Origin of the sequence: Planktothricoides sp. SR001 (genome assembly GCF_001276715.1) — a bacterium.
GTDB lineage: Bacteria > Cyanobacteriota > Cyanobacteriia > Cyanobacteriales > Laspinemataceae > Planktothricoides > Planktothricoides raciborskii.
This window is the reverse complement of record NZ_LIUQ01000008.1, coordinates 94,364-113,421: the sequence shown is the minus strand read 5'-3', so window position 1 is coordinate 113,421 and position 19,058 is coordinate 94,364. Positions and strand designations below refer to the sequence as shown.

The window sequence follows — 19,058 nt, the reverse complement described above, 5'->3', positions numbered from 1 at the left end:
CTTCATCATCATATTCGTCATCATCTTCATCATCATATTCGTCATCGTCTTCATCATCGTATTCGTCATCGTCTTCATCATCATAATAGTAATACTCTTCTTCGGTGTCTTCCTCTTCTTCATATGCTTCATAGTAGTAGTTGCGATCGTCATCCTCGTACCAGACATCAGGGCTAAAATCGAGGTCAGTCAACGCTCGAATTGTCCAGCAGTCCCAACATAAATCAGGATCAGTCATATAGTTATATGGAATATAACAATAACCTTTGTCTCCCCAGTCCTCTCCCCAAGAGTTACGCACAATGAAGGCTTGAGATTTATCAGAATAGCCAACGCAGAGCATCGCATGGGCTCCGTGAGTTTTTCGCCCTTCTTCCGTATCTAAATTCGGCATAGGGACAATTCCCTGGCGACGAGCATGATCAAAAGAATTAAATAGTAATAGTCCAAAAGCAAACGGATATCCCTCGGCTAAACAATGTTTCATCGCGTACAGATCCACATTAATTTCTTCCGCTTCTTCGATGAGAAATTGTTTCGCTTCTTCATACGCTTCATCGGCAGGCCGCTTGTTGACTAATTTTGGATCATAAGGCCAAGTTTCTTCGGTGCAAGCACCCATTTCTTCTAATACGGCAATGCTGCCAGAAATGGTGCTGCCTTGATCTCCTTTGATGCGATCGTATTTCCGGGCATTGAAATAAACAAATAGACGGCTCACATCTCCCGAAAAGCCTAAAATTCTTTTGGCAAGATATTCATAAGCTCCGACTAAAGCATTGGCGGTACAACTGTTGACACTGGATTGATCTTCAACTTTGGTCATGTGCTGACGGAGGTCAACTTTCGGGGGTAATTCTTGAGATCCATAGCGACTGGTGGCATAAGCTCTGGCTTTTGGGGGGGCTTTTTGCGATCGCATACAGCCACCGATTTTGATTTTTTTACCAGTGGACTTTTCCACTAAATAAGATGCCTGATAGGTTTTGGCCATAAAAATATCCTCTTTTTTTCTTTAAGGGGAGTCAGTAAATACAGGGTAAAACGAAGATCAAATTCTGGCAACTACACAGATAGTTAACAGAGTAAGTTTAACCTTCCATCGAATTTTTGCTGGATCAGATCAAGGAATTATACTTGATAATAAGACCGATACCAGTCAACAAAGTGACGAATTCCCACTTCAATTGGTGTACTTGGCTTAAAGCCCACATCTTTGGATAAATCCTCAATATCCGCATAAGTGGCTAGGACATCTCCGGGCTGCATAGGCATCATTTGTTTTTGGGCTTTTACTCCCAAACAATCTTCTAACACTTCAATGAACTGAAGTAATTCCACTGGTTGATTATTGCCAATATTATAAATCTTATAAGGAGCCGCACTACTTCCAGGAGAACCACAATCAAAAGCATAAGCTGGATTGGGTTGAGGAATATGATCTAACACTCTAATAATTCCCTCAACAATATCATCAATATATGTAAAATCACGGCGCATTCGACCTTGGTTAAATACTTTAATTGGCTGTCCTTCTAGAATTGCTTTAGTAAATAAAAAATAGGCCATGTCAGGGCGTCCCCAAGACCCATAAACTGTAAAAAATCGTAATCCGGTGGTGGGTAAACCATATAGATGACTGTAAGTATGTGCCATCAATTCATTGGCTTTTTTGGTAGCAGCATAAAGGCTGACTGGATGGTCTACGTTGTCATTTACGGAAAAGGGCATTTTGGTGTTGGCACCATAGACCGAACTGGAGGAAGCAAATACGAGATGTTTGACTTGATTGTGCCGACAACCTTCTAGAATATTGACAAAGCCAACTAAATTGCTATCTACATAAGTATGGGGATTGGTCAGAGAATAGCGGACTCCGGCTTGAGCGGCTAAATGTACGACTTTTTCCGGTTGATGACGGGCAAATAAGTCGGCCATTCCTGCGCGATCGCTTAAATCTAATTGCTCAAATTGAAAATTATCCAACTGATTTAATTGGGATAATCTGGCTTCTTTTAAAGCAACTTCATAGTAATCATTTAAGTTATCGATACCAATAATATTAATTTTTTGTTTTGAGATATTTTTGGCAACATAAAAACCAATGAAACCGGCGACTCCAGTTATTAATAGTTTAGTCATGTTTGTTGTGATTAAGAGATAAATATGTTATGATGAAATAGTATAATAATTAATTTAGGTAAAAAAATTTTTGAGATTTTGTGCCTAAATTAAAATATCCGGGAAAATCGATCGCCGAATTAACTCGGCTGAAAGACAAGAATGCAACTATCCTGGCGGCGATCGCCTAAGTCAATCGGATTATGCTTAATCTGATTGATAAGTATATCCTAGAGGAAACAAACAGCTTAAGCTAACGACTATACTTATGTTCAACCTAGATTAGATTAGCTGCCACCGGGGGATAAAACTAGAATGGACGGGGATTGGTTAAACCGAATCCCACTTCCAGCCTAATTATAGTTAAAGTATAGACACGGTGTCCCCTGTGGTTTAAAAATTTTAAGTGATTAGCCCCAAGGGGAGATTTGCCTGGATTGGCCGATAGTTCCGGCTGCTTCTGTATATATAAACTAATACTGAATAACCGATAAGTAAAACTTGACAATGATGCCAGCATATTCTAAAAATCAGAAACTTTTCATCCCCGGTCAGGGAAACAGCCCGTTGATTTCATCCCTAAATCTACCGATCGCACGGATCGCTCTGTCTGCTTGGATTGCTCTGATAGTCTCATTACCAGCGATGTTGTATCCGCAACGAGGAGCGATCGCCCAGCAGATGCCCTCCCCAAAACCAACGGAACCAAACGCGGCTCAGACAAATCCCGCGCCCACCAATCCTGCGCCCACCAATCCCGCACCCACAAATCCCGCGCCCCCCAATCCCACCCAGACAAATCCTCCCAGAACCGTCAGCAGTCCACCCCCACCACAAGGCTTTCCTCCAGCAGCGCGAGTTTCACCGCCCCCGGTAGAAACCGCTTATACCCTCGGTCCGGGAGATGCCATTCAGGTGGATATTTTCAACGTCCCCGAATATAGTGGCTCCAATGGGCAGTATGAAGTGCTAGTCGATGGCACCATCAACATGGCGTTGATTGGTACGGTGAGGGTAGAAGGCTTAACCATCAGTCAACTTACCGGCTTGCTACAGCAAGCATATCGGCCTTATTTACAACGCCCAGAATTACTCACCGTCAAACTGCTGGCAAAACGTCCCTTACAAATTGGCATTGCCGGAGAAGTCAGACGGCCAGGTTCCTACACAATGGGAGGCACTGAGAGTGGCCCCGCAACCATCGCCCAAGTGATTCAACTCGCTGGAGGAATTACCCAATCAGCGGATATTCGTCAAATCCAACTGCGGCGGCGTCAACTGGGCAGACCGGATCAGCTAACCACTCTGGATCTAGCAGGCTTAATTCAACTAGGAGACCTCAGTCAGGACATTTCCTTGCGGGATGGTGACACAATCTTTATCCCCACGGCAACCACTTTTAATCCCTTTGAGGCCAGTCAATTAGCCAGTGCCACCTTATCCGGGGAAGCCACCGCACCGATCAATATTGTCGTCGTCGGGGAAGTGTCTCGTCCTGGTTCCTACACTGTCACCAGGGTGGATGGCACCGGCGGCACTCTCACCATTAGCCGCGCCCTGCAAACCGCTGGCGGAGTCAGCTTATCCGCTGATATTGGTAGTATCCAACTAATTCGCCGACCCAGAGCGGGCGCTCCCCAGTCCATCTCCGTGAACCTTTGGGAGATGGTAGAAAGAGGAGATCTGCTGCAAGACCTGATCCTGCAAGAGGGAGATACTATTGTCGTCCCCACGGCAGCCCCAGAGACGATGACCGAAGCCCGATTGGTGAAACTAGCAACATCAAACTTTGCCGCTGATACCTCACAACCTTTGAAGATTGCGATCGTTGGGGAAGTGACCCGTCCGGGAACCTATACCGTAGGAGCCGGTGGAGGAGGTGGTGCCGATCCGAATACGGGGATGGCGGGAGGTTTGGTTGGACTCACCAGGCTGACCCTCGCCTTGCAAACTGCCGGGGGCGTAACCTTATCCGCAGATATCGGTAATATCCAGGTGATTCGGCGACCAAAAGCCGGTACAGAGCAAACCATATCGGTAAACCTCTGGGATATGGTGGAGCGAGGAAATCTCACCCAAGATATCATCTTGCAACAAGGAGATACCATTGTGGTGCCCACGGTATCCGCAGAGAATTTTGACCCAGCCCGTTCTATACAATTAGCCACAGCCAACTTTGCGGCAGATACCTCTCAACCGTTAAATATTGCCGTGGTCGGTGAAGTCAACCGTCCCGGCACCTATACGGTGGGAGCAGGAGGAGGCGGAGGCGCCCCAGGTGCGGGTGGCGGAATCATTGGCCTGACCACGGTGACTCGTGCGATTCAAACAGCCGGTGGCATTACACCCTTGGCGGATATTCGTCAAATTGAGGTACGTCGGCAAAGGAAAGATGGGACTCAACAATTAATCGCTTTGGATCTCTGGCAACTGCTGGAAACTGGCGCACTAACTAACGATGTTATTCTCCAACAAGGAGATACCATTGTGGTGCCCACCGCTACCAGTATCGATTTAGCGGAAGCGCCTCAAGTGGCTTTAGCCAGTTTTTCTCCCGCTGCGATCCGCGTCAATATTGTTGGGGAAGTTTTAAGCCCGGGGACGTTGGAGTTGCCACCGAATACTTCTTTGAACCAAGCATTGTTAGCGGCTGGCGGCTTTAATAATAGTCGCGCTCGTAAGGATGATGTGGAGTTGATTCGGTTGAACCCGAATGGCACGGTGAGTAAAGAGGTGGTGCCCGTTGATTTCAGTCAAGGTCTGGATGAACAAACTAACCCGACTCTGCGTAATGGTGATGTGATTGTGGTGGGGCGTTCTGGATTGGCTAAAACCAGAGATACCCTCGGAGAAATCGGCGGAACCATTGGCGCTGTAACCAATCCGGTGCTGTCTGTCTTTGGCTTTTTAAACTTTTTCCAAATGTTTGGTGGCTCGAGCAGCAATTAATCGTCCTGTCGTTTTGGATGTTTTCTCAGAAAACTCCAAATTTTTTGGCTTGTGGGTTGTTTAGGCTGTTTTGGATCAGTCTACAATCCACAAAGCCATCCCAGGCGATCGCCATGTCGATCGCAATCTCGATCAAGTATCTTTTAGGATAGGGGTTAATCAAAAGTTATTTATGGGGTATATGAGGTAACAATGCAAACTGCACCAAATTCTCAACCGTCATCATTCGATCAAAATGGTAAACAGCCTCAAATCGTGCCTTTGTCATATTTGGCAGAAGTCCCAGATGCGGATGAGGAAGAATTGGATCTGGGGCAGTTGTTTGCGGTGATTCGGCGTCGAGCTTTTGTGATTTTAGGGGTGGCGATCGCGGTGACTGGGGCAGTTTGGGTCTGGACCGATAACCAAACCCCCCAGTATGAAGGTAAGTTTCAACTCTTGGTGGAACCCGTGACTGGGGAAGGGGCTAATTCCCTCTCATCCCGCTTGGGTGCGTTAGCCGGTGGTTTAGGTATGGGGATTCCTGGATCTAGTGGTTCGGGAGTGGATTACCAAAGCCAAATTGCTTTGTTAAGAAGTCCCAAACTGATGGAACCGATTATTCAACAATTAAAACCTAAATATCCCGAAGTTGAATATAAAACTCTGGTTACAGGTGAAAAACCCCCATTAATTATTGAGCAAAAGAAAGAAGCTACTAAAATTATTGAAGTTCGCTATCAAGATGAGGATCCGGAAAAAATAGACTTTATTTTAAAAAAATTAGCCGAAAATTATCTGAGATATAGTTTTGAAGACCGGCAAACAAATACTCGGAAAGGTATTCAATTTATTGAAGAACAATTGCCGCAATTAAGGCAAAGAGTGGATACGCTGCAAGGACAGTTACAAAAATTTCGCCAAGATTACAATTTAATCGATCCGAAAATTCAAGGGGAACAACTAGCGGGACAAATTACTAAAATTGACGATCAACTTTTAGAAGCTCAAACCGCATTGATTCAGCAACAACAACTTTATACAACTTTGCGGCAACAGGTGGGCTTAGATCCGGATGTGGCGATCGCTTCTTCGGTCTTAAGTGAAGCACCGAGCTATCAAAGCCAACTGAGTAAACTTAGGGAATTAGAAAATCAGATTGCCAAGGAATTAACTCGGTTTACGATCAATAGTCCCCAGATCCAAACGATGCTGGAACAACGCCAACAACTCGAAGGGATGTTGAGTCAGGAAGCCCAACGGGCTCTGGGCAGAGAAATTGTCACCGTAGCCAGAGTCCCCGAAGCCCAGGCTTTCCAAAACTCCGTGCGGGTGGGACTGATTCAACAAATGGTCGCTGCCGCCAGTCAAATCGAAGTGTTAAAAATGAGAAATCAAGTGCTGGCTCAAGCAGCAGGAATGTTGAGCGAATATCGAGAACAATTTCCGATTGTCATTCGCCAGTACACGGATTTAATGCGGGAGCTAGAAGTCGCCAGCCAAACCTTGAATCAACTTTTGGCTCAACGGGAACAGTTACGCCTAGAAGCCGCCCAGTCAGAAACTCCTTGGGAAATTATTGCTCTGCCGGAAATTCCCCGTAATGAAGATGGGGAATTGATTCCATTTTCGCCGAATTTGCTACGGAATTTGGTGTTAGGGGCGATGTTGGGTTTAATGTTGGGTTTTGGGGCAGCATTGTTGGTGGAACAGTTAGATTTTGTGTTCCATAATCCAGAAGATTTAAAACAAGCGACGGATAAGCCTTTGTTGGGGCTAATTCCCATTAGCGATCGCGCCAAACAGTTGGCAAGTTCTTCGTGGATTGCCGATTCTAATGGCCGAGAACGATTACAAGACGATCGCGATTTCGGCTTTTTGGAAGCGTTTCGGGCGTTGAATACCAATATTCGGTTTTTAAGTACGGATCAGCCGATTCGGGCGATCGCCGTTGCTTCTGCGGTGGCAGCGGAGGGCAAGTCTACAGCAGCGGTGAATTTAGCCCAGGCAGCGGCAACAATGGGTCAGCGAGTTTTGCTGGTGGATGGGGATTTGCGTCGGCCCCAAGTCCATGCTAAGTTGGGCATTCTCAACCGACAAGGGTTAAGCAATGTTTTGGCCACGGATTTGCAGGCAAAAGACGCGATTCAGCGATCGCCCATTGAAGAAAACTTATTTATCTTAACTGCTGGGACGCTGCCGCCTGACCCGATTCGCTTGTTATCTTCCCAGAAAATGCAACAACTGATGCAGCAGTGGTCGCGGGAATTTGACTTAGTAATTTTGGATACACCGCCTTTAAAGAATGTGGTAGATGGTCGGGTACTGGCGGGTTATACCGATGGGGTGGTCTTAGTGGTGAGTATGCGCCAAACTAATCGCAATACGATTCTGCAAACCTTGGCTGAGTTGAAAACTTGTGGCATTAAAGTGTTAGGAACGATCGCCAACGGAGTCAAGCCTCGCAGTGTCAGTTGGTACGATTATTCTTATCAGTACAATGCTCAAAATGATGCCGCATTTTTATCCGAGAATACGGTAAAACAATCAGAAAAAATGGATAATGGATAATTGATAATTAACAATTGATAATTGATAATTGAAATAGATAAATATTAATCAATAGACCTCTGGCAAAATTCCTATGCATCCCCCCTTTTTAAGGGGGGTTGGGGGGATCGAAATATTTATGAAAGCAAGAGGTTTAATATCAATTATCAATTATCAATTATCAATTATCAATTATCAATTGTTAATTATTTTCCTAACTTAATTGGACAACCACTTGATTATCTAAGAGTATTTGATTGGTAAATAAGTCTTCTACGGTAATTCTGAGAAAGCGGCGATCGTCTACTTCAAAGAATACTTTAATGCGATCGCTTCCGGGATTTCCCGGTGGGTCTAACTGGGCAATACTGCGAGCCCCGTCTCGGTCATTTAACGGTTGTACGGAAGTTTGACCGGACATGAGGCTACGAGTGACTAGGCGATCGCCATCAAAATAGACCTCCGTTCCGCCAGTTTCCGCCCCCAACTCACCAATAATTAACTCAATACTGGGCTGATTTTCTAAGGACGCCCCTAACACTAATTCTACCGGCTTTTCCATCGGATACGGTTGCCCCGCTTGAATTAATTTATGCCAATTATGGCGAGAATTGCGCCGATCCCAATAGCGAATCCCATAACTATGATAGAGAAAATCTTTAATTTCAATGCCTTGGTTCAGTTGTAACGCACCTTGGGCGATCGCTTCAAAGGGGCGACGAGAGCGAATTTTACTGCGATCGAAATATTGGCCAATCCAACTTTGCACCGCTGGAATTTGTACCGTACCACCCACCAGCAAAACCGCGTCAATATCTGACACTTCAATACCCTGACGTCGGGCTTGCTGAAGCACTTGATTCATCGACTCATCTAACTTCTCAAAAAACTGATTTTTTTGCAGAATCTTCTCAAACTCATCTCGACTTAAACCCAGTTCAACACTTTCAAAAGTTTCATCATTAAAATAAACCTCACTTGCCTGCTTTTGTAGGGATAACTGAATCTTCAAGCGTTCAGCTAACCGAGTCGTCAAAGAAGTTTTGGGAATTTTTTTCGTCTGCACAAAATAATCTAGCAACCAATTATCTAAATCCGTTCCCCCTAAATTTTGCCCTGCTTTCGCTAAAACTCTGGCGTTTTTCACGGGTTGTCCAGAACTTTCGCTAAACAGTTTTTCGCCCCATTTGAGAATAAATCCCAAAGGTTTTTTACCACTGCTACTATCCAAACGCACCAAAGATAAATCCAGCGTACCGCCGCCAAAATCTACCACTAGCAAAAGTTCTTGTTCTGCCATCCCATAACCTAACGCCGCAGCGGTCGGTTCATCCAGCATTCTGACTTGTTCCACCTGCAAAGATTGGCAAACTTTTCCTAACCAATGGCGATAAGCTTCAAAACTATCTACTGGAACCGTCAGGATTAAAGAATCTACGGGCAACGGCACTTGACGCAATGAATTTAGGAGTTCTGAAAAGAACCATTCACCGACTTTTTCAAAGCTGATTATTTGACCGTCAAGTTCCGGGAGAAAACCTTGGATATCTGCCCCAATTCCCCGTTTAAAAGAGCGAAAAAATCGGGGGTCAGATTTGACATCAAAGCCTTGGTCGAGAACGGCTTGACCCACTTTCACCTGATTTTCGGCGGCATTTTGCACATAAACTAAACTGGGAATTAAGGGCGGATTTTGCCCTAACTGGGATGATAAACCCGGTAATTTAATGGTTTCTGCTTGCTGGGTCGCTTGATTCCAGCGAGTAATGACCGTGTTACTGGTTCCGAAGTCGATCGCTATTGACATGGGGAAAAATTTCAGAAATTAGGCGTTTAATCGTCTTATTCTAAGACTGAATCGGTCGGTGATTCAAGCATGATGGGCAGAGAGAGGTCGCCCCAGAAGCCTGTTTTCTGGGATTTTTGGAGTTTTGTTGGGATTTTGGGGGGTGGGCTGGCTGGCGATCGCGAATTATATCAAGTCCGTGTATTCGCTGATTATCTACAAAGCTCTGTCATTCCCGCGAATGCGGGAATCCATGTATTCGCTGATTATCTACAAAGCTCTGTCATTCCCGCGAATGCGGGAATCCATGTATTCGCTGATTATCTACAAAGCTCTGTCATTCCCGCGAATGCGGGAATCCATCTTAATGAGAGAGGATTGTTTTTGTAACCGATCGAACGGACTTGGTATTACCTAGCCTGGGTCTTAGCTTTATGGTTAACTGGTTGATTTGGCTGTGTTAAAAATAGGTAAAAACGGGAAATATCGTTAAATTAGCCGTAATTTGATCGAGGGAATTTTATCAAAGGAATATTTGAGCGCTCGCTCTGTGATTATGTTATAATTATCAGTAAAGATTAATTAATAAATTATCATCGGCGATCGCTGAATAAAAAAAATGCAAACAGAGCCAAATACCGCTTATAAATACCCAATTAAAAGTCAGACAGAATTGGAAACAGAGTTTAAGAGACTCGCAGAAGAATGGCGAATCGATACAGGGATGCTGTCATTGGTGACACAGAAGTCAATGCACCCAGCTTATCAGAGAATTATTGGCATGGGACAGCCTGTGGTTCCATTAATTTTGCGCGATCTGGAACAAAAACCAGACCATTGGTTTTGGGCATTGAGGGCAATTACTGGTGATAATCCGGTAAAATCTGAACACCGTGGTCGGATGAAGCTTATGGCGGAAGCTTGGATAAAATGGGGAAAAGAACACGGCTATGAGTGGTAGATTGGAGTACCGTAAACTGTTGAGATTTCCTAATTTAGAACGGACTAAATATGAAGTAACCAGCGAGCAAACTGTAGATGATAATTGCTTTATTTGCATAATTTTTATTGCATAATTTTTATTTCTGAATAAAATCGAAAAATAGCGTGGGAATAATCAGCGATCGCTTGTAATGTGGAAGTGTTGTTAGAGGCGATCGCGGATATCCCGAATTTGAGCGATCGCCACTTAATCTTAATCTATTCAGGGTGCCCCAGAAACCGGGTTTTTGGGGTTTTTGCGGAAATTTTGGGTTAACCCCAGGAAAAAACCCGGTTTATCAGCAGCGCTGATGGATCCCCGCCTGCGCGGGGATGACATTTTCCGGGTCGGGATGACATTTTCCGGGTCGGGATGACATTTTCCGGGTCGGGATGACATTTTTCGGGTCGGTTTTGGCGGAAATTTTGGGTTAACCCCAATAAAAAAACCCGCTGTCTGATATCCATTCAATCGTGACTATTGAAGAAACAAGTTCAGAGTATATTCGGTATTGTGTTGTTCTTTGCTAATCACGAGAAAGTAGTTGTCCGGCGCTAAATTCCTTCTAATTTCCCCAGCCTGGGAACTATATGCGCTAGCACTGTCTAACCGTTCACTACCGTCCATCACTCCATTGCCATTGGTATCTACATAAAGTTCCATCCCAACCTGACTTGTCACATCACTTAAAGATAGCCTGACATCCTTCGTGTCACTGAGGTTAAATTGATAATATTCAACTCGGTTATCGCGACTTAAGAAACCTTTATAGATTTTATTATCTTGCAACAAGCCAATATTTTTAGTCAAGCTAGTTTGATTAACTAACTGAATAGTATAATCGCTATTTTTGTTTTCAAATTGAACCTTGACAATATAGCGATCTGCCGCTAAATTTTGGCTAATTCTGCCAGATTGGGAACTATAAGCTCTAGCAGTGTCTAACCGTTCATCATTATCAATCGAGTCATTGCGATTAGTGTCTACATACAACCCCATCCAAACTTCACTGGTTACGCCATCTAAGTATAATTTGACATTGCTATTCTTATCGATACTAAAGAAGTAATATTTTTCTTGTATATCATAGCTAACCCGATCATTATACTCTTTTTTTCCATTCAATACCCCGATGGAAAATTTGGTGTTACTGTTGCTTGTATCAGACTTAACGGGAGTTTGTTTGATTGGATTATTTCCAGTTTTTGTTGGCGTGGGAATGGGTTCTGTTGGCGGAGTTGGAGGTGACTTTTCTTGGGAAGTTTCGGTATCCGTTAAACCTTTCTCAATCTCCGGTTCAGGTGGATTTTTCGGTTTAGTTTCATCGGGGCATTTGAAAAAATCTACCTTCAACCAATCCCAAGTCAATTTGCAAAGCAACTCATCTCCAGTCCATAATTGAACAAAAGAAATCGATAATGCCAATACAGGAATTGAGCCAATAATCACTTTACCCAGTAATGGAACGCCTTTATTACCACCACTACCACTACTTCCACCTGATGTCATATTTAATTATCAACTCCTGTTATTATTCTGGTTTATTGTCTGACTTGACTAATCCAGCAATCAAAAACGCACCACCCAGTCCAAACAGAATCATGGGGGATTTTTGAATCAACATAGCTTGACCAGGATCAATTTTATATCCTCTGGCATTCCAGCCTTCTCCTTCTGTAATCACAAGGCAGTCATTGATCATACAAACTACTTTCCCTGCTTTATAAGTGGCGAGTCCACCGAATAGACCAAGCATAATTGCCACTAAAATCAGACCGGATTTACTCATTTTTGATAGATGGCTTTTTGGAAGTTGAAAAATAGTCTAGCAAGTTCAAATATGTTTTGTCGGTAAGAAAAAGTGATAAAAAGTGATAAAAAGTAACAACTTTTGTCGAGAGATAATTCCAGAAACCGGGTTTTTGAGATTTTTGGCACAAAACCCGGTTTGTTATGCTCTTTCGGGGCGCCCCAGAAACCGGGTTTTTGGGGTTTTTGCGGAAATTCTGGGTTAACCCCAGGAAAAAACCCGGTTTCTCAGCGTTTCTCAAGACCGATGAATGGTAGAATTTTTTTGGTTGGCTTAGTTAAATTACAGCGGTTTTCTAATGAGTAAACCACACCCGTCGGGGGTTAAAACCCCCGCCTCATAGCGCAAGTCGGATAAATCCGACTAATCATGCTTAGTACGGGTCAACGGCCATTGACCCGTACAGAATTTTAGTCGGTTTTAACCGACTTGCGCTATTAGCCAGGGAATTCATTCCCTGGCGGTTGATGATTTAGCCGCTTGGTTGGCTCAGTTAAATTAATCATCCGGGAATACAGGGCAACTATCAGGCTACGATAGTCAATTTGAAACCAGGAGGTGACAGATGTGGAGTTGTGATGATGTGGCTGATTATTTTATCAAAAACTGGGTTATTGCCTGTAATGATTCTAATGTTGGGTTTCGTTTCTCAACCCAACCTACAGAATAATGTATCATTATTATCTAAAAATACTAGATCCCAAAAACTATGATGAGTGTTGACGAAGCATTGACCCTCGCAGAAACGGTTTTAGAAGCAGAAGAAGAACCGCTGAACGATGTTCAAGAAATCATTTTTCGGGAATGTTGGCAAGGACGCACTTCTTATGAGGCGATCGCTCATGTTTCTGGCTATGATAAGGAATATTTAAAATGCGCTGGGGCAAAACTTTGGCAACAATTATCAGACGCTTTTGGGGAAAAGGTGAAAAAAAGTAATCTTAAATCAGTAATTAGGCGCTACGCACAGCAACATCATTTAAAACCGCGCAATTTAGTCATTGAAGTTAATCTCAGTGGGGCTAGTATTAGTGGAGACAATATTGGTGGAGAAAATATCCTGGGTGATTTGAGTGAAGCACATTTCTGTGTTAATGATTCTCAGCAAAAAAAACGCAGAGGAAAATTCACCACCTCAGTCAAAATTTCGCCACCGCCACTTCACTTCATCGGAGAAAATCGATCGCTTTCCAGAGAGAACCTATCAATGGCATGGGTGGGAGTTTGACTCGGAATCTGAGGTAAAAATAGCCGAAGCATTAGACCGAACCGGGGTGTTATTTTTCCCCAATGCTCAAGGCAGGCTAACTTCGGCAACAGGTCGAGAAAATTCGGTGCCAGGGTTTTTAATTTGTTATCAAGGCAAGTGGGGATTATTGGCGGTAAAAAAGGGGATATCGCCGGAAAATGTCGGCGAAATTATGCCCGGAGATGATGAGCGATCGCGCCTTTTTCAATCATTGAAATCTCAGGGAATTCACCTGATTGCTGATTACGATGTTGCAGAATGTCTAAAAGAGAGCGATCGCATTGTGCAAGATTTTTTAGACCATTTGAGTAATGCCTAAATCACCTCAATTCTCAAATATTAGCAAATATCCTTGCGCTTTTGCACCCACAAAGTCAAACCCAAATATATCCCCGTATGCAACAACAACATCCCCCAATTTGAGGCTAAGTTATCCCAAGTTGCATCATAAATTGGAGTCGGATCAAAAGGGAGGGGAATGGGGTTCAAATTCGCATCTAAATAATTCTCCGCGTTTGGCACCATTGCATTGACATTTACCAAAGAACCATAAGCCCCCACAGACCAACGACTCAACATGAACCAAGAAATCTTTTCTGCTGCCCCTTCCATTTTAAATAACACTCCAGAAAAAATAATTTGTGGTAGCAATAAAAGCGGCAACGCACTATTGGCTTGAGAACTATTTTTGGCCACGGCAGAAACCAGCAATCCCAGACTGATACAAGTAAATAAAGAGAGAAATGTGGTAATAGCTAACCCTAAAGACCAGGACATTAATTCCGGTTCTGGAGATTTGAAGCCCAGTAAAATTGTCCCGGTAATTAAGAGGGTTTGCCCTAGGGCTAAAAGCCCTAAGACGATCGCCTTTGAACCCAGGTAAGCCCCTAGTCCTAAGTTTACTAATCTTTCTCGAAAATAAATCGCTGCTTCTTTGACAATTTCTTGCAAAGATGCTGAAAATCCCACCCAAAGTGCCGCACAAGTAAACACAAATAATACTTTAAGGGCTAAGGGGGCTAAGGATGGTTCTGGTTCGCCAATTAAAGGATTTTTATCTGGCAGGGCTAATGTCATTAAACCAATTCCTACCGGGGCAGTAAGGAGAGATAATCCTAAGTTGATCTTGTCACGGAGAATTAGTTTTAAATAGCGATTAGTTAAAATCGATAATTGCTGCCAAGGTGAAGCTTTGACTTGTTTCGGTTTGGCTGATTTTTGGGCAGAACTTTGATGACTAGAATTTTGAGTATTTGGCGGTTGACTGCTGAGATAATTAGTGATATACTGGTGATAGTAAGGAGATTTCAGAAAATCAGCAGCCCATTTTTTCACGTTGGCTTCGTTTTCTAGTTGATTGTAAATATCAGCAAAATTACCGCTGGTGATTTTGAAGAATTGAAAGGCGTTTTTGGGTTCGCCAAAGTAGCATAACCGCCCCCCAAGTCCCATAAACACAATGCGATCGCACATCATAATACTCGCCGTAGCATGGGTGACTAAAATAATCGTCCGACCTTGATCCGCTAATTTTCTCAACAATTCCATCATCTTTTTATCCAAACCCGGATCTAAACCGGAGGTGGGTTCATCTAAAAAGAATAATTTGGGATCGGCTAACAATTCTACCCCAATACTAACTCGTTTACGCTGTCCCCCACTCAGGGTAGCTACCAAGTTATTCTCCAAATTTTTCATTTCAATATCTTTGAGAGTTTTTTCCACGACTTCTTTTAGATCGATATCTGGGGGTAAGCGCAATTTAGCGGCATAAGTCAATACTTCAGTCACGGTTAATTGACTGTAAATAATGTCATCTTGGGGCACATAACCAATTTGATGGCGATACATATTAAAGTTTTGCCGCAAATCATCGCCATTTAGATAAACTTTTCCTTCCGTGGTCGGACTAATCCCTAATAATGTCTTCATTAATGTAGATTTTCCCGTCCCACTTCCCCCCACCAAAGCCACAAACTGCCCTGGTTCGATCGCCAAATTAACCTGGTCTAGTAATCGTATCTCTTTCTTCTCTTTTTGATCGTAAACTATTCGCAGCAAATTTTCTGCATCTAAGCGAATTTGGTTGCCCCGATCCAGAATATGCAGGCGATCGCCTCGCAAGACCAAAGTATAAGGGCCAATTTTAATCGTATCCCCATCAGTCAAATCGGCTTTATCTTGGACTCGTTGATTATTAACAAAAACCCCATTGGTACTAATATCTTGTAATAGATATTTCCCCGTCCCTGCGGGTTGAATAATAGCGTGGCGCCGGGAAATAATCGGGCTTTCTAAATGTAGCTGCGCGTTCACCGGGTCGCGACCAATAACCAATGGCTGATTTTTCGGATCATTCAGATCAACTGAAGACTGGGACGGGGGAACAACCGCTTGATTTCCCATCGGATTAAAATAAGTCAAAATAATCTGGTCTTTGGGATTTTGACCGATCCGTAATTCCATCCCATTGGTGAGTGCCAACCCATCAGTAAAAGTAATCCGAGTTCGGTCTAAAAATAAGCCATTGGTACTGGGTTTATTTTTATAGCCATCATAAATATGGTAGTCATTCCCCACTTGCCGAAGCACCGCGTGCTCGCGGGACAGAATTTTCCACTGCTGAGGATCGGGAACTAGCAGGTCTGCGTCTCCTCCCGGTCTGCCTAAAATATGCATGGGTTTAGTCAATTCCAACCGGATGGTTTGTCCTTGGTTGTTCAGAGTTAAATAAGGTCTGCTGCCGAAAACCGTTGTGGGAATTTGGTTATTCATCTGCTTTACTCCTTGATCGCTACCGATCACCACTTTTTGACTATTATCAGAACTTACGCAAAGCCTCTATCAGTAAGGTGCCGTTCCGTGCGGTAACGCACCAATAAATTATATGTCGAGTAGCTGCGGACAATAACCGTTGATGGGTTGGTTGAATGCTGGAGGCAGCGCGATCGCCTTTGCGGTGGATCCACCGCTGGGGTAGGGCAAGGTTAACAGAATTACCACCGCTAGGGAAATTAGCAGGGGTCTTTGGGGGCGATCGGGGTTGATTTTCTCCTGCCAATGCCACAGCAACAGAATCACACTCAAAGCAACTCCTAAATAACTATTAGACACGAGTGCTTTACGAAAGCCAGAATTGTCTATTCAAATACAAACCGATAAAATTCGGCACCACACACTCCAGGAATTCACCGATTTTTTCTATTTGCATATCAGAGTATTTCTTAGTTTTTACAGCGTTTTTCTGCTGAATAGACCACAGATGCTTAGTAAGGGCGAAGCATGACCGCATATAATCTCTGGAACAAAATAAAAAATTTTGTACCGGAATGCTTCGCCCTTACGGATATTTGTGGTTGACCAACCTGAAAACCGCTGTAGGGGGCGAATGCAATTCGTCCTACAGCAATTTTATCTTGGTGAAAATAGAAAAATGCTTATGGGCGAAGCATGACCGTAACAAATTTTTGCTTTTAACCCCTAGATTCTTGGCGGTCATGCTTCGCCCCTACAAAAAAATAAAAAAATGCCTAAAAAACCATAACTAATTTAGCATAATCAGCATAAAAATATATCTCATTTATTTTTACAGTTATTTATTTTAAAATCGCAATGCTTACGACCCTACAATAGATGCTCTTTATAGTTAGCAATGGCCTGCGGGTTCTATTTGGCTATGATACTGGTGGCACAAATCCAGTAAATCTCTTGGTTACCGTGCCACTTCACATAAAAGCTGAATAGCGGAATTGTGAGATAACCGAATATCAGCTTACCGAATTAGAAAGAGTTTCGTGATGTTTAATAATCTATTTACTCGATCCCCCCGTTACCAGGTGGGAAGTTAATGTTTTATTATTGTTTTGATTTTTTAGATAATTTTTAAATAAAAAACGATGTAATAAATGGTATAAAAATGTAAAATTTTCATACCATTTATTACACAATAAAATTCATGCATATCGTCATATCAATATCCAAAAAATTGCTGTTTTAAGTAATTAAACAAAGCGGTGAGTGCCTCCTGCATCGCATATTCAACCATTCTGTCCCACACCCATCTGACAGATTCTTTGATCCATTCTTGAAAAGACCATTTACTTGCTAAAACAGCTTTTTTTTGAGATTTAGATAACTGGCGATAAGTTCTGATAATTGCTTCTTCTTCAGCAGTTAGCTCATCCATTTGACCCACCTGATAATAAATTTAGATAAATCAACCATATGTGAAATAAACCCAATTTGATTCAGCAAAAAAATCTCCTCCTTTTACATATAGCCTAATGTCAAATTTTAAGTCATATTTACCATTTCCCAGGTGTAATTCACTAGAGGGCATAAATATTTCAAAATCATTGTAAATGCTTCCTTCATAGGCAGGAGTAAAATCTTTACCAACAGATACTTGACCAGCCGTTGTCCTATAAGAATTGTTGAAATCCTTTAATTTCTCCCCAGAGCTATAATGGAAATAAACAGCCGCACCACAAGGGATATCTTTGACATTATCAACATCAAATTTAGCATGAATTTTCATGCCTGTTGTGCCATTTTCATCAACTTCATTATGCTCGACCCAAACTTGATGAAACTTTCCTTTGGGAGTAACAGCACCTTTAAACCAATTCCAAAAATCATCAAAAAATGATGATACCTTATTCCAAATAGAGCTTAGTGTGGTTTGTAACCAATTTTTCAATGATTGTTTACTAGCAAGAACAGCTTGCTTTTCAGATTTTGCGAGTTGTCTGTAACCGTTTATTATTAATTTTTCATCGCTATCTAACTCGTCGTAACGCATAAAAACAATAACTCCTTTTTAATCTTCATTTTCTTGGGCTAATTGATCTCTGACAAATTCTCTTACTTCTGGATTAGAAATAAGCTCTGTGGGGTCAGCCGGATTAAGGGAAAATTTCCACCCGACATTACCTGCTGATTTAATAATTGCAGCTAACAAAAACCAAAGACGAAATCGCTTAATAGCTGAATAATATTCAATTTGCTCAACTTTAATACCTAAACTGCGACTGATTTTTTGCTGAATATCCTGACACTTACGATCTATATTGTCTTGTTGTTCGGGAGACGGAAAATTAAATTTGTCATTCCAGCTACCTGGACCCATTTTATCCACTTGATTTAGTCCAATGACTAATCTTCCTTTTAAATTACCCATCACATTTTGAACAATATCTCTGAGAATTTTTTGATCTTGTTCTAAGGCTCTAGTATTGGCTTGTAGAACATATAGAACTACATCAGATTGAGGTAATACTCTGCGATATATTTCCATATATCGTCGATCTAATTCAATATCTTCCCCCATACCGGGCATATCAATAATTGCTAATTTACCCCCATCAGGAAGCCTAACAACTCTTTCATTGTCTTGGGTTGTTCCTGTATCGCTATGACTTACTTTTTCTTCTAAGTTAAAAAGTGAATTAATCGTGGTACTTTTACCTACTCCCGCCTTGCCAATAATGGCAACTTTAGGAGGTTTGGCTAATTCATCCTGAAAGATACGTTGAAACTGTTTAAATTCTTTTTCCCCTAACACTCCCCGCAACTTATTAATCAATTCTTCTTGTTCTGGAGATGCTTTTTTGCGAAAAAGTGACATAACACA

Annotated in this window: 17 protein-coding genes; 7 read left to right on the top strand and 10 right to left on the bottom strand. The window is 42.6% G+C overall.

Annotation, left to right across the window (positions count from 1 at the left end; translation table 11 throughout):
- Nucleotides 1-994, bottom strand: a 994-nt coding sequence (locus AM228_RS07255; protein ID WP_054465464.1) for a C1 family peptidase, incomplete at its 3' end; no start/stop codon positions are given.
- Between the two features lie 137 nt (nt 995-1,131).
- Entirely contained in the window at nt 1,132-2,142 is a 1,011-nt protein-coding gene (locus AM228_RS07250) for an NAD-dependent epimerase (protein WP_054465463.1), read from the bottom strand.
- A 486-nt stretch (nt 2,143-2,628) separates the two neighbouring features.
- On the opposite strand from AM228_RS07250, the gene AM228_RS07245 reads away from it, so the two are divergent.
- Nucleotides 2,629-5,070, top strand: a complete 2,442-nt coding sequence (locus tag AM228_RS07245; RefSeq protein WP_054465462.1) for an SLBB domain-containing protein — start codon at nt 2,629-2,631, stop codon at nt 5,068-5,070.
- A gap of 192 nt (nt 5,071-5,262) precedes the next feature.
- Nucleotides 5,263-7,620 carry a polysaccharide biosynthesis tyrosine autokinase gene (locus tag AM228_RS07240; RefSeq protein ID WP_054465461.1) on the top strand — a complete coding sequence of 786 codons (2,358 nt, stop codon included), beginning with the start codon at nt 5,263-5,265 and terminating at the stop codon, nt 7,618-7,620.
- Nucleotides 7,621-7,813: 193 nt separating this feature from the next.
- On the opposite strand, the gene AM228_RS07235 is transcribed toward AM228_RS07240, so the two are convergent.
- The gene (locus tag AM228_RS07235) at nt 7,814-9,406 is read right to left on the bottom strand and encodes an Hsp70 family protein (RefSeq protein ID WP_054465460.1); all 1,593 of its coding nucleotides are present in this window, start codon (nt 9,404-9,406) and stop codon (nt 7,814-7,816) included.
- A 69-nt stretch (nt 9,407-9,475) separates the two neighbouring features.
- Here AM228_RS07235 and AM228_RS07230 point away from each other — a divergent pair, with 69 nt between their 5' ends.
- The 3 genes from AM228_RS07230 (at nt 9,476) to AM228_RS36060 (ending at nt 10,643) form a co-directional block, all read left to right on the top strand.
- On the top strand, nt 9,476-9,775 hold the full coding sequence (locus tag AM228_RS07230; protein ID WP_054465459.1) for a hypothetical protein: 300 nt from the start codon (nt 9,476-9,478) through the stop codon (nt 9,773-9,775).
- A gap of 229 nt (nt 9,776-10,004) precedes the next feature.
- Nucleotides 10,005-10,346, top strand: a complete 342-nt coding sequence (locus AM228_RS07225; protein ID WP_054465458.1) for a hypothetical protein — start codon at nt 10,005-10,007, stop codon at nt 10,344-10,346.
- A gap of 174 nt (nt 10,347-10,520) precedes the next feature.
- Nucleotides 10,521-10,643, top strand: coding sequence for a hypothetical protein (locus tag AM228_RS36060; RefSeq protein ID WP_255353162.1), 123 nt, complete (start codon nt 10,521-10,523; stop codon nt 10,641-10,643).
- A 201-nt stretch (nt 10,644-10,844) separates the two neighbouring features.
- Here the strand turns inward: AM228_RS36060 and AM228_RS07215 are convergent, their stop codons facing one another.
- A complete protein-coding gene (locus AM228_RS07215) occupies nt 10,845-11,876 on the bottom strand; it encodes a hypothetical protein (RefSeq protein ID WP_054465456.1) in 1,032 nt (343 codons plus the stop codon).
- 22 nt (nt 11,877-11,898) lie between these two features.
- Entirely contained in the window at nt 11,899-12,156 is a 258-nt protein-coding gene (locus tag AM228_RS07210) for a hypothetical protein (protein WP_054465455.1), read from the bottom strand.
- Nucleotides 12,157-12,886: 730 nt separating this feature from the next.
- Between AM228_RS07210 and AM228_RS30755 the strand changes: the two genes are divergently transcribed.
- Together AM228_RS30755 and AM228_RS34045 are read left to right on the top strand one after the other, a co-directional pair.
- Entirely contained in the window at nt 12,887-13,405 is a 519-nt protein-coding gene (locus tag AM228_RS30755; RefSeq protein ID WP_156331601.1) for a hypothetical protein, read from the top strand.
- 46 nt (nt 13,406-13,451) lie between these two features.
- Entirely contained in the window at nt 13,452-13,745 is a 294-nt protein-coding gene (locus AM228_RS34045; RefSeq protein WP_054465452.1) for a hypothetical protein, read from the top strand.
- A gap of 20 nt (nt 13,746-13,765) precedes the next feature.
- Here the strand turns inward: AM228_RS34045 and AM228_RS07190 are convergent, their stop codons facing one another.
- The 5 genes from AM228_RS07190 to AM228_RS07170 form a co-directional block, all read right to left on the bottom strand.
- Nucleotides 13,766-16,201, bottom strand: coding sequence for an ATP-binding cassette domain-containing protein (locus tag AM228_RS07190; protein ID WP_054465451.1), 2,436 nt, complete (start codon nt 16,199-16,201; stop codon nt 13,766-13,768).
- Between the two features lie 108 nt (nt 16,202-16,309).
- Complete coding sequence (locus AM228_RS07185; protein WP_054465450.1) at nt 16,310-16,540, bottom strand: hypothetical protein; 231 nt, start codon at nt 16,538-16,540, stop codon at nt 16,310-16,312.
- Between the two features lie 856 nt (nt 16,541-17,396).
- On the bottom strand, nt 17,397-17,612 hold the full coding sequence (locus AM228_RS07180) for a hypothetical protein (RefSeq protein ID WP_054465449.1): 216 nt from the start codon (nt 17,610-17,612) through the stop codon (nt 17,397-17,399).
- A gap of 30 nt (nt 17,613-17,642) precedes the next feature.
- On the bottom strand, nt 17,643-18,227 hold the full coding sequence (locus AM228_RS07175) for a hypothetical protein (protein ID WP_054465448.1): 585 nt from the start codon (nt 18,225-18,227) through the stop codon (nt 17,643-17,645).
- A gap of 18 nt (nt 18,228-18,245) precedes the next feature.
- The gene (locus tag AM228_RS07170; RefSeq protein ID WP_054465447.1) at nt 18,246-19,052 is read right to left on the bottom strand and encodes a GTPase family protein; all 807 of its coding nucleotides are present in this window, start codon (nt 19,050-19,052) and stop codon (nt 18,246-18,248) included.
- Nucleotides 19,053-19,058 lie beyond the last annotated feature (6 nt).